The 11526-nt window shown below is 60.7% G+C and carries 11 protein-coding genes; 6 read left to right on the top strand and 5 right to left on the bottom strand.

The window, feature by feature from the left end:
- Window positions 1-131, bottom strand: a 131-nt coding sequence (locus ABMA46_RS18525; protein WP_425475763.1) for a transposase, incomplete at its 3' end; no start/stop codon positions are given.
- A gap of 388 nt (window positions 132-519) precedes the next feature.
- On the opposite strand from ABMA46_RS18525, the gene ABMA46_RS18520 reads away from it, so the two are divergent.
- The 6 genes from ABMA46_RS18520 (at window position 520) to leuD (ending at window position 7573) form a co-directional block, all read left to right on the top strand.
- A complete protein-coding gene (locus ABMA46_RS18520; RefSeq protein WP_349001481.1) occupies window positions 520-1719 on the top strand; it encodes an ABC transporter substrate-binding protein in 1200 nt (399 codons plus the stop codon).
- Window positions 1720-1798: 79 nt separating this feature from the next.
- Window positions 1799-3715 (top strand): ABC transporter permease, encoded by a 1917-nt coding sequence (locus ABMA46_RS18515; RefSeq protein ID WP_349001480.1) that lies wholly within the window; start codon window positions 1799-1801, stop codon window positions 3713-3715.
- Complete coding sequence (locus ABMA46_RS18510) at window positions 3708-4505, top strand: ABC transporter ATP-binding protein (RefSeq protein WP_349001479.1); 798 nt, start codon at window positions 3708-3710, stop codon at window positions 4503-4505. Before ABMA46_RS18515 ends, ABMA46_RS18510 begins: the two co-directional genes overlap by 8 nt.
- Window positions 4506-4507: 2 nt before the next feature.
- A complete protein-coding gene (locus ABMA46_RS18505; protein ID WP_349001486.1) occupies window positions 4508-5200 on the top strand; it encodes an ABC transporter ATP-binding protein in 693 nt (230 codons plus the stop codon).
- 332 nt (window positions 5201-5532) lie between these two features.
- Window positions 5533-6939, top strand: coding sequence for a 3-isopropylmalate dehydratase large subunit (gene leuC, locus ABMA46_RS18500; RefSeq protein ID WP_349001478.1), 1407 nt, complete (start codon window positions 5533-5535; stop codon window positions 6937-6939).
- Window positions 6940-6946: 7 nt separating this feature from the next.
- Entirely contained in the window at window positions 6947-7573 is a 627-nt protein-coding gene (gene leuD, locus ABMA46_RS18495; protein WP_349001477.1) for a 3-isopropylmalate dehydratase small subunit, read from the top strand.
- Between the two features lie 57 nt (window positions 7574-7630).
- On the opposite strand, the gene ABMA46_RS18490 is transcribed toward leuD, so the two are convergent.
- From ABMA46_RS18490 to ABMA46_RS18475, 4 genes are all read right to left on the bottom strand, one after another.
- Complete coding sequence (locus tag ABMA46_RS18490; RefSeq protein ID WP_349001476.1) at window positions 7631-8239, bottom strand: flavin reductase family protein; 609 nt, start codon at window positions 8237-8239, stop codon at window positions 7631-7633.
- Between the two features lie 55 nt (window positions 8240-8294).
- The gene (locus tag ABMA46_RS18485) at window positions 8295-9137 is read right to left on the bottom strand and encodes a fumarylacetoacetate hydrolase family protein (protein WP_349001475.1); all 843 of its coding nucleotides are present in this window, start codon (window positions 9135-9137) and stop codon (window positions 8295-8297) included.
- Between the two features lie 118 nt (window positions 9138-9255).
- Entirely contained in the window at window positions 9256-10350 is a 1095-nt protein-coding gene (leuB, locus tag ABMA46_RS18480) for a 3-isopropylmalate dehydrogenase (protein WP_349001474.1), read from the bottom strand.
- A gap of 198 nt (window positions 10351-10548) precedes the next feature.
- Window positions 10549-11442, bottom strand: coding sequence for a LysR family transcriptional regulator (locus ABMA46_RS18475; protein WP_349001473.1), 894 nt, complete (start codon window positions 11440-11442; stop codon window positions 10549-10551).
- Between the last annotated feature and the right edge of the window lie 84 nt (window positions 11443-11526).

The following is an 11526-nucleotide window of genomic DNA, read 5'->3' as shown; positions in this document are numbered from 1 at the left end:
CCATTGCGGATCACATAGACGATCCCGCTCACGATCCGTCGGTCATCAACACGCGGCACGCCATGCGCCAAGGGAAAAAACGGCGAGATCCGAGCCATCTGGCGCGCGCTCAGCAGAAACAAATCACTCATCACAGCCTCCTCAAACAAGACTGTGAATCACATCTCAAATCAATTTAATAGGTCCTGAACCTAGCCAAGCGCCAGACCAAGAATCGCCGAGCCGAGAGACTGGTGTCTTTCCGCCGACGGACGATTTCTCCTCTTTAAGGTATTCCAACAACGAGGGTGCTTCCGTGCTTCCCGGCGCCGAGAGCGGCACGTTGTTGCGCTGTAAAGTGCCGATCGACGTGTCCGTCGGTGCATCTCCAAACGCGATGACGTGCTGCTCATATGAGACTTCTCCCAGTCCGCTCGTTGCCGCTAGAAATTGAGTGACAATAACATGTGGCCACCGGAGTGGCTCACGGCTGGGGATGCCTGTCTTCAAGGAGGAGAAGTCGAAATGCATATAAAATCATTGGCCGCCGCTGGTCTTCTGGCGGCTGCCACTGCCGTCGGCGTTATCCCGGCGTCCGCCCAGATGAAAAGCAAGCAGTTCAATATTCTGATGTTGACTGATCTTTCTTCGGTCTATTCGGAGACATCTGGACCTGGTGACGTCGAATTCGCAAAGATGGCTGTCGACGATTTCGGCGGAAAGGTCAACGGCGTGCCGATCAACGTCATCGTCGTCGACAACAAGCTCGATCCGGCGCTCTCGGTCAACAAGGCGCGCGAGATCATTGATTCTCAGGGTGTGAATCTCATCACCGACGTCTCGAGTTCCGCTGCCGCCATCGCCATCGCCAAGCTCGCCAACGAAAGGCACATTCTGACGACCTTCGTCAGCCCGGGAACCACGGCGCTGACCAATGAAGCCTGCGGCAAATACACCTGGCACTACGGGTACGATACCTCGGCCATGTCGGCGCCGGTCAAGAAGATGACCCAGGACGGCACCAAGAAATGGTATTTCATCACGGCCGATTTTGCCTTCGGAAAGTCGCTGTTGGATTCATTCTCCAAGGCCGTCAAGGACAATGGTGGCGAGGTTGTCGGGGTGGATATGGTGCCGTTCCCGAACGATGATTTCTCAAGCTATCTGCTCAAGGCGCAGGCGGCCGGGGCCGAGGCCATCGGCATCCTCGAATCCGGTCAGGATCTGCGCAACGCGGTCAAGCAGGCACGGGAATTCGGCTTGATGGATGCCGGCATCAAGATCGTCCCAGGCCAGTTGAACCTGTCCGACGTGAAGGCCCTTGGGCCGGACACCTGGGCTGGCGTGAACGCCGCTCTGATCTGGTATTGGGATCTGGACGATGAAACCCGAAAATTCGCGAAACGCTTCCACGACAAGCTGAACTTCTATCCTGGCGACATACACGCGGGCAACTATTCCGCCGTCTATCAGGTACTGAAGACAGTGCAGGAACTGGGCACGGACGATCCCGACAAGGTGACGGAAGCCCTGGAGGGCCGGCGTTTCAGCGACATGTTCACCAAGGACGCTCTGATGCGCAAGCGCGACCATCTTGTGGTGAAGCGTACCTTTATCGGCCAGGTCAAGCCAGCATCCGAGGTCAAGAACGATAGCGATTTCTTCACCATCGTCGGGTCGGTTCCGGGTGACGAGGCTTATTACCCGGAAGCAGAAAGCACCTGCAAGCACGATTGGTAGCGGAAGAACCAGGCAGCCCGCCACCGGCTGATCGCCGGAGGCGGGGTGCGTTCATCCGCAACGCAACCGAGGCCGGCCAATGTCCTACTATGCGATTTTGCTCTTCAACGGACTTGTGACAGGAGGCATCCTGGCGTTGATGAGCCTGGGCATGAGTATCATCTTCGGGATGATGCGCGTGGTCAATTTCATGCACGGCGCCATGTTCATGCTGGGCGCGATCATCGCGGTGATACTGGGATCGCATCTCGGGATTTCGCTCTGGCTGGGCTTCCTTGTTTCGGCCGTTCTGGTCGGGGTGTTCGGCGTGATCATGGAGCGGCTGCTCATCCGTCGGCTTTATGGTCTGGATCTCGCCTATATCCTGATACTGACCTTCGGTCTGTCGCTGATCATCGAGGACGTCGTCCGAATATTCTACGGCGTCACCTCGGCGCCCTATCTGGTGCCGGACATGCTCAAGGGCGCGGTTAGCCTCGGCTTCGCCTCATATCCGAAATATCGGCTTTTCGTTGTCGTGGTGTCGGTACTTCTATGCCTGGGCACGTATTTCGCGCTTGAGCGGACGCGGCTGGGAGCGCTGATCCGGGCGGCATCGGAGCGGCCCAATCTCCTCAAATGCTTCGGGGGAAACGTGCCTCTTCTCGTTTCCGGCACCTTCTTCTTCGCGTCCGCCCTGGCAGGGCTGGCGGGTGCGCTTTCCGCTCCGATGCGCAATGTGTCGCCGTTCATGGGGCAGGAGATGATCAACTTCGTCTTCGCCGTGGTCGTTGCCGGCGGCATGGGCTCGATTGCCGGTTCGGCGATCATGGGGTTCGCGTCGGGGCTCGTCTCAGCCATCGCTGCGATCTTCTATGCGCCCGCGGCCTCTGCGGTCATATACATACTCATGCTCGTCGTGCTTCTGGTGCGGCCCGGCGGAATTTTCCAGGGCATCGATATTTCGCATTTTGCGCTGCACTATACGCCGATGACCGAACGCGCGCGGCGGGTATTTATGAGCCGGCCCGCAGCGCTCGTTGCGCTGGCGGCGGCGCTCGTGCTTCCCTGGCTGGTCTATCCGGTCCTTGCAACGGACATCATTCTCTGGGGACTGTTCGCGGTCGGCTTCGATCTGCTGTTTGCAATCGGCGGACTGCTTTCCTTCGGGCAGGCGGCCTACTGGGGCGCGTCCGCCTACGTCACCGGGATCCTGATGGTCAAGTTCGGGGCTCCGATGTTGCTGTCGCTGCTCGGTGGCATTGTCGTGAGTACCATTGTCGGCCTCCTTTTTGGCTTCATCGTCGCGAGGAAAAAAGGGATCTATTTCTCCATGATCACCTTCGCATTGGCGTCGATCGTTTACTTCATCGTCAATCAATTTCCGGACTATACTGGAGGCGAGGACGGGCTGCATGGATTGGTTCGTCCAACACTCCTGGGCCTGGACCTGAAGGACGACAGGATATTCTACTATGTCTGCCTCACCGCCGTGGCACTGGTGATTTTCGTCATCCTTCGACTTCTCAAATCGCCCTACGGCCTTGCGCTCCTCGGCGCCCGCGAAAACGAGCAGCGAATGATGAGCGTTGGCTACAGCGTCTACGGCTTGCGGGTAAAGGCATATGTGACTTCCGCCCTGGTATGCTCGATCGGCGGTGCTCTCTATGCGCTCAATCATCAGTTCGTTACGCTTGAAATGGTGTCATGGCGCGCTTCGGGAGAGCCTGTCATGATGACACTTCTCGGTGGGGCGGGTACCATTTTCGGCCCGTTCCTCGGTAGCGCCATCGTCCTGCTGATGCGCAATACCTTGTCGTCGATCACGGACAACGGCAGCCTGTTCCTCGGTCTTCTATTCGTGGCCGTCGTGCTCCTGTTCCGGCGCGGAATACTCGGCGAGATCGTGCATCATTCGGTAGACCGCGCTGCGCCGTCCGATATCGCGGCAAGAGATGAACTCCTCGCTGCGAAACCGAACCGTATCGCAACAACCGGAGACGTGGCCGATGCCTGAAACTGGCGTTAGTAATTCCGGCCGCAGGGCAGGTTCGTCAGACGTGCCGTTGCTTGAGCTCCAGTCCGTCACCATGAGCTTCGGCGGCTTCACCGCCATCAACGACATCAGCCTGAAACTTGAGAAAAAACCAGTCTACGGGATTATCGGACCGAACGGTGCCGGCAAGACGACCCTGTTCAACATCCTGAGCGGTTTCTACCGACCTAGGCGTGGTCGTCTGCTGTTCAATGGGCAAGACATGACTCCACTTCGCACCGAGCAGTTCGCCCGGCGCGGAATCGTGAGAAGCTTTCAGATCACCAGCATTTTTCCCAACCTGACGGTCATGGACAATGTCGTCCTGTCGGTGCAACGGCGTGCGGGCGGAAGCACCAGAGCGTTTGCTAAGGCTGACTGGCACCAGAATCACAGGCCGGAAGCGAATGCATTGCTGGATCAGGTGGGCATTCCGACATCTCTTCGCGAGCGGCCGGCCAGTGACCTTTCCTACGGGCGCAAACGCGCTCTGGAACTCGCGATTTCCCTGGCCGCGCATCCGGCGATTCTTCTCCTCGATGAACCGACGGCCGGCATGACGACCACGGACGTCTCACGCACGACTGAATTGATCGCTCAGTTGTCCGCCGAGCGCACGATCATCGTCGTGGAGCACAACCTTGGAGTCATCGCGGACGTCGCCGACGAAATCATCGTGCTGCAGCAGGGGGCACTCCTTGCCCGCGGGCGCTACGACGACGTCCGAAAGGACAACCGCGTGATCGAAGCGTATCTGGGAAAACGTCATTGAACATGCTGGAGATAAGAAATCTCGATGCTTTCTATGGTGAAAGCCATATCTTGCAGGGCGTCGAGCTGTCGGTTGATGCAGGCGAGGTGGTGACGCTGGTAGGGCGCAACGGCGCTGGCAAGACTACGCTGCTGAAATCCATCATCGGTGACATCCCGCGGCGGACAGGAAGCATTCGTTTCGGCGGCTCGGAGATCATCGGCCTGTCGCCCGAAAGCATTTGCAGGATGGGCGTCGGGTTCGTCCCTGAGGATCGCGGCATATTTTCGACGTTGAACGTCTATGAGAATCTGACCGTCGGCCGGCCGAACGGGTCCACGGGATGGCCACTTGAGCGGATCTACCAGCATTTCCCGGTTCTCAAGGCACGGCGCTTGCAGAAAGCGGCGTCCCTCTCCGGAGGAGAGAAACAGATGCTTGCGATCGCACGCCCTCTCTATATGGGGGCGTCCTTCCTGCTCCTTGACGAGCCGACCGAGGGCCTCGCCCCCGTCGTCGTCGATGCGATCGGCGCGATGATCAAGGACATCAAGTCGACGGGGCTGACGATTCTACTCGTCGAACAGAATCTTCAGTTCGCGGCGGAGGTCGCGGACAGATATTACATGATCGAGAACGGGAAAATCGTCAGAGAACTGACGAGCCAGCAGATGGCCGACGAGGAACAAAGTCTGCTCGATCATCTGGGCGTTTGAAATCGTATTTTTTGTTCCGTGCAGGAAGGTGAGCAGCATCGCAGGCCACGGTCCGGATCGTCGATTGGCCCGATATACGCCTTGCCTGACAAGCCGCACTCGAGCCGACCTTGCCGTAATGCCGTCCAAGGCGCGGTCCGCTCCGCTGTCCCCATCGTCGTTCGCGACGGAGCCATGGCGAAACGAGCCTTCAAGACGTCCGGGCGCGCTCCTAGATTGCAGGCGGCCTGACCCCCCGGTCTCGGCAACGGCGAGTGTCTGGTATCCAGTCGCATGCGCCGTCCGGCGAGTGTCCGCGGCAGGCAACCAGGCGCTGCCGCGAAGAGGTCACCATGGCGAAGACATTGTATGAGAAAATCTGGGACGCGCACGTCGTCAAGCCACTGAGCGACGACAGGGCCATGCTTTTCGTCGATCGGCACCTGGTCCACGAAGGTGTGGCGACCTACGCTTTTTCGGGCCTGCGCGCGCACGGGCGCAAAGTCCACCGCCCCGATCTGACGATCGGTGTGGCCGATCATGTCGTGCCCACTACGCCCCGCATCAACGGGGTTGCCTACGAGGACGAGGACGCCCGCAAGATGGTCGAGGACATCGAGGCCTATTGCAGGGAGGCCGGCATTGACGTTTATTCGGTGGGCAACCGCCGCCAGGGCATCGTCCACGTAATCGGGCCGGAACTCGGCTTCGTCCTGCCGGGCGCGCTGCTGGTGTGCGGCGACAGCCACACCTCCACCCATGGCGCCTTCGGGGCGCTCGCCTTTGGCATCGGCATCTCCGAGGTCGAACATGTGCTGGCGACGCAAACCATCGTGCAGCGCAAGTCCAGGTCGATGAGGGTCAACGTCAAGGGCGAGTTGCCTCCCGGCGCGACGGCGAAGGACCTGATCCTGTCGATCCTGCACACGATCGGCGTTTCGGGTGGCACCGGCCATGTCATCGAGTATCAGGGGGAGGCGGTCCGCGCCCTGACCATGGAGCAGCGCATGACGCTGTGCAACATGTCAATCGAGGGCGGCGCGCGCGCCGGCATGGTGGCGCCCGACGAGAAGACCATCGCCTATTTGGAAGGACGCAAATACGCCCCGAAGGGGGAGATGTGGGATAGGGCGGTAGAGCACTGGCGCTCATTGAAATCCGATCCAGATGCGATTTTCGACAGGGATGTCGAAATCGCCGGGTCCGATGTGATGCCCTTTGTCACCTGGGGCACCAACCCCGGTCAATCGGCGCCGATTGGCGGCAGGGTGCCAGATCCGTCGTCCTTAGACGACGAGGGCGAGCGCGCGAGTATCCAGAGCGCGCTCGACTATATGGGCCTGCAGCCGGGACAGGCGCTGGCGGATATCCGCATCGATCACGTCTTTATCGGCTCTTGCACAAATGGCCGCATAGAAGATTTGCGCGCCGCTGCCGCTGTGGTGCGAGGGCGTAAGGTCGCCGAAGGTACGAGTGCCTGGATCGTGCCCGGTTCGGGGGCGGTCAAGGAGCAGGCGGAGCAGGAGGGCCTCGACCGGATCTTCATCGAGGCCGGCTTCGACTGGCGCGAGCCGGGCTGCTCCATGTGCCTGGCGATGAACGGAGAACGCCTGAATCCCGGCGAACGCTGCGCATCGACATCGAATCGGAATTTCGAAGGGCGACAGGGGCGCGGTGCGCGTACACATCTCATGAGCCCGGCCATGGCCGCGGCCGCGGCGGTCGCCGGCCATCTGACAGACGTGCGCGAACTGACTTGAGGCGAATATGGAACCGATCTCCATGCACAGCGGCATCGCCGCGCCCTTTCCGATGTCCGACGTCAACACGGATCTGATTTATCCCCAGCAGTTCCTGCGCAAGCCGGATCGCGGCGCGATGGCTCCCTTCCTGTTCCACGGCCTGCGCTATAGGTCGGACGGCACGCTGAATCCGGATTTCATCCTCAACAAGGAGCCTTATGACGAGGCAACGATCCTCATCGCCGGCCGCAATTTCGGCTCCGGTTCGTCGCGCGAACACGCACCCTGGGCATTGAAGTCGTTCGGCATACGTTGCCTGATCTCCTCCATGTTCGCCGACATATTTAAAGCGAACTGCATCAACAACGGCATCGTTCCCGCGACCGTCAGTGAAGGACTATTGACGGCCTGCCTGCACGCGGCCGCGAACCCGCAGGAATCGCGCTTCACCGTCGATCTGGAGAGGCGCGAACTCAGGAACCGGTTGGTCGGTACGGTGCCGTTCGAGATTTCCGATTCTGACCGGGACCGCTTGCTCAAGGGCAATGATTTCATCGACGATACGCTGGCGCAACTGCCGGCGATCGAAAACCATGAGAAGGTTTCGGCGGAAGCAGCGCCGTGGCTTAATCTCGGCGCTTCAGTCGAATGATCCCAGAGACGAGCGGCGTTGGCGGCCGCTCCCCATATTCAAACTAACCGGTGCGGCTCAGGGCAGTAGGCGGGCAACGTCGAAAATGTCGTCGGAGATGATGTAGCCGTTACCCTGCATGCGGCCGACGATGCGCATCTTCTCCGTGTCGACATAGAATCGTTCCGGATCGATAAGCAAATCGTCGCGGATATGCATGACTTGCACGAGGCCGAGGATCAGGGACCTATAAGGACCGAGCTCGACGATCCGCATCAGCTTGCACTCGAAGGATACCGGGCTTTCTACGATACGTGGCGCGCCGATCGACAGCGACGGAGTGGAGGTCAGTCCCGAGGCGCTGAATTCATCGATGCCCGGACCGTATTCGGTGGCTGTGACGTTCATCGCCTGCAACCGGTCCTCATCAACCAGATTGACGACAAATTCGCCAGTGGCGCGGACGTTGCGGCCGGTGTCCTTGCGGTCGCCCGGCGTACGGTCATTGATCGAGAATCCGACCACCGGCGGCTCCTCCCCGAAGACATTGAAGAAGGAGAACGGCGCGGCGTTTCGCTCGCCGGTTTCGCTGACCGTGGAAACCCAGGCGATCGGACGGGGCGTGATTGTGGAGGACAGGAGCTTGTATCGCTCGATGGGCTTCAGGTCGGAAAAATTGAAATGCATGCCTGCTCCGCTAGGTCTCGAAATCGGCGGTCTGGGCGCCCATTCGCCGGGACCGCTACGCCTGTATGCACTCCTGGCGCTGTTCGCCAAGACCCTCAATGCCCAGGGTTATAACGTCGCCGGCCCTGAGGAAGACATTCGGCTTCTGGCCAAGCCCGACGCCGGGCGGGGTGCCGGTGGAAATGATGTCGCCGGGGCGAAGGCTCATGAAATGCGACAGATAGGAAACCAGGTAGCGCACGCCGTAGACCATCGTCGCCGTCGAACCGTTCTGAAAGCGGTGGCCGTTGACCTCGAGATGCATTTTCAGGGCTTGTGGATCGGAGATCTCGTCGGCGGTGACCAGCCATGGACCGATCGGCCCGAAAGTGTCGGCCGACTTGCCTTTCGTCCACTGGCCTTGCCGTTCGGCCTGGAAGGCACGCTCCGACAGATCGTTGACCACGCAATAGCCGGCGACATGGTTCATTGCCTCGTCCTCGGAGACATACTTCGCCGTTTTGCCGATGATGACGCCAAGCTCGACTTCCCAGTCGGTCTTTTCGGAGCCGCGCGGAATCTCGACCCGATCGTACGGTCCGGTGATCGCCGACGTCGCTTTCATGAAGATGATCGGCTCGGGCGGCACCGTGGCGCCGGTTTCCTCGGCGTGGTCGGAATAGTTCAGCCCGATGCAGATGAATTTGCCGATGCCGGCGACACAAGGGCCGATGCGCGGATTGCCGTCGACGACCGGGAGGCTGTCGATATCGATCGCACGCAGCACGTCGAGGCCATCGGGGTACAGCGTCTCGCCGGCAATGTCGGCGACATGTTTGGAAAGGTCGCGAATCCGGCCATCGCTGTCGAGAATGCCAGGCTTTTCCGCGTCCGGTTCGCCGTAGCGCAGCAATTTCATCGGGTCTCGTACTCCAGTTGAATGTCTGTCGGGGTTTTCGGTCTGTCAGGAAGCCTGAATGGACACGCCCGGGCAGGAGACAGCCTCTTCTCCGGGCGCGCGAGGGACGCAGGACAGCTCAGCCGACCGCCCGCCTGCTGGTTTGGGCCAGGAGGGCCTCTACAACTGCGTCGCCCATTTCGCTGGTGCCGACCTGGCGGCAGCCGGGCCGCATGATGTCGGCGGTGCGGTAACCTGCGGAAAGCACCGAGCGGACCGCCACCTCGATGCGTGCCGCCTCGCGTTCCAGGGAGAAGGAATAGCGCAGCATCAGCGCCGCCGAGAGAATCGCCGCCAACGGATTGGCGATGTCGCGGCCTGCGATGTCGGGCGCGGTGCCGTGGACAGGTTCGTATAGTCCCTTGTTTCCGGCACCCAACGAGGCCGACGGCAACATGCCGATCGAGCCCGCCAGCATCGCCGCGGCATCGGAAAGGATGTCGCCGAAGACGTTGCCGGTGACGATGACGTCGAACTGCCTGGGATTGCGGATGAGCGCCATGGAGGCCGCATCGACATAGAGGTGCGTCAGTTCCACGTCCGGATAGTCCCTGCCGACCCGGGTAACCACCTCGCGCCACAGCATCATCGTCTCCAGTACATTCGACTTATCGACAGAGCACAGCTTCCTGCCGCGCTTCTGCGCCGTCTTGAAGCCTACGTGGGCAATGCGCTCGATCTCGCTCTCGGTGTAGCGCATTGTGTTAATGCCTTCGCGCTCGTTGGCCGCGTTGACCGAGATGCCGCGCGGCTCGCCGAAATAGAGATCGCCGTTCAGCTCCCGCAGGATCACCATGTCGACCCCGTCGACCACTTCCGGCTTCAGCGTGGAGGCGTCGAGCAATTCGGGATAGAGCACGACGGGGCGGAAATTGGCATAGAGCGACAGCGCCCGGCGGAGCCGCAACAGACCGTTGCCGGCGCCGTCGGCCGGCGGACGATGCTCGTCAGCGGGCACGCCGGTGCCCCCGAGAAGGATGGCGTCGACCTCGCGGCAGAGCTCAAGCGTTTTCGGTGGCAACGCATCGCCGACCGTCTGAATGCCTTCGTCGCCGATCACGGCTTCGATCATCTCGAAGGCCAGGCCTTTGCCGGCGAGTGCGCGCAACACTTTGACCGCCTCGGCGGTCACCTCCTTGCCGATTCCGTCGCCGGGAAGTACCGCGATTTTCACGTCCTGTTTCTCCAGATAGCTCGCTCAGCAGCGCAACCCACCATGGCCCGCGCCCTGTCCGGCGTCTTATAGGTGTGGCGTGCGCATCCTCGAAGTCGTCCTTCGGAAGCAGTCCATCGCCATAGGCGAATGCGCGGCGAGCGGCGTCGGCACATCGCGCCGACGCCGGAGGCGGTCGAGGAACCGGCGGAGGGAGCGTTATCGGGTTTCGCTGTTGGTGAGGTGGTTGAGCAGCAGGCGCACGGACGGCGGCATGGTCTGGCTTTCCTGCACGCAGAGGTTCCACTGTCGCTCGGACCAGGGTTCGTCAAAAACGATGGCAACGGTGTTGCCGCTGGTCACGTAGCGCTCCGCGCATTTCTCCGGCACCAGGCCGATGCCCAGCCCTGCTTCAACCATGCTGAATACGGTCTCGAAACCGTTGACGCGGACCGGCATCCGCAACGAGCGGGTGAGATCGGCGGCCGCGCGTAGCACGAGCGAGTCCAGGAAAGACCCCTTCATTGGCCCGATGAGGTCGAAATCGGTGAATTCGGCAAATTTGACGATCTCGCGATCCGCCAGCGGGTGGTCCTTGTGAACCAGTGCGACAATGCGATCGACCCGATAGGGAATGACCTTGAGGCCCTGGCGCGGCACGACGCCGCCGAACACGCCTATGTCAGCGGCGTTCTCCGCCACTGCCTCAACGGCCTGCTGGCTGGTCCCTTCCTGCAAGTCGATGCGCACGCCTTTATGCAAGGCTAGGAACTCGCGCAGGTCTCGCGGAAGGTGTTGGATGATGGTGGAAACGCTGGCGTGGACGCGGATATGGCCGCGCATGCCGCTGGCATGGTTAGAAAGCTCCGATTCCATCTGGCGCAGGTCGCGCATGACCACGCGGGCGTGGTGCAGCATAGAATGGGCGGCTGCAGTCAGTTCCAGCCCTTTTGAGCCACGCACGAACAACGGCGTCTTCAACCGGGCTTCGAGATCGGAAATGCGCTTGCTGACCGCCGACGCGGCTATGTGCTCGCGGTCGGCGGCCTTGGCTATGCTCTGCTCCTCACAGACGGCGACGAACAATTCCAATGACAACAAGTCGAAACGCACGCGCTACCAATCTCCATGCTTCGATTGCACGATTACCATCTGCGATCCTCGTGCAAGGGAGAGCAGCAATCGCCAATATTCAAC

Source organism: Mesorhizobium hunchu, from assembly GCF_040081975.1.
Lineage (GTDB): Bacteria > Pseudomonadota > Alphaproteobacteria > Rhizobiales > Rhizobiaceae > Mesorhizobium > Mesorhizobium hunchu.
The sequence above is the reverse complement of the archived record's forward strand: the minus strand, read 5'-3'. Positions and strand labels throughout refer to the sequence as shown.

Excerpts from the sequence above, each read along its gene's own strand:
- ABMA46_RS18515 (WP_349001480.1), top strand. The coding sequence starts at position 1,799 with ATGTCCTACTATGCGATTTTGCTCTTCAACGGACTTGTGACAGGAGGC.
- ABMA46_RS18510 (WP_349001479.1), top strand. The coding sequence starts at position 3,708 with ATGCCTGAAACTGGCGTTAGTAATTCCGGCCGCAGGGCAGGTTCGTCA.
- ABMA46_RS18505 (WP_349001486.1), top strand. The coding sequence starts at position 4,508 with ATGCTGGAGATAAGAAATCTCGATGCTTTCTATGGTGAAAGCCATATC.
- leuC (WP_349001478.1), top strand. The coding sequence starts at position 5,533 with ATGGCGAAGACATTGTATGAGAAAATCTGGGACGCGCACGTCGTCAAG.
- leuD (WP_349001477.1), top strand. The coding sequence starts at position 6,947 with ATGGAACCGATCTCCATGCACAGCGGCATCGCCGCGCCCTTTCCGATG.
- ABMA46_RS18490 (WP_349001476.1), bottom strand. The coding sequence starts at position 8,239 with ATGCATTTCAATTTTTCCGACCTGAAGCCCATCGAGCGATACAAGCTC.
- ABMA46_RS18485 (WP_349001475.1), bottom strand. The coding sequence starts at position 9,137 with ATGAAATTGCTGCGCTACGGCGAACCGGACGCGGAAAAGCCTGGCATT.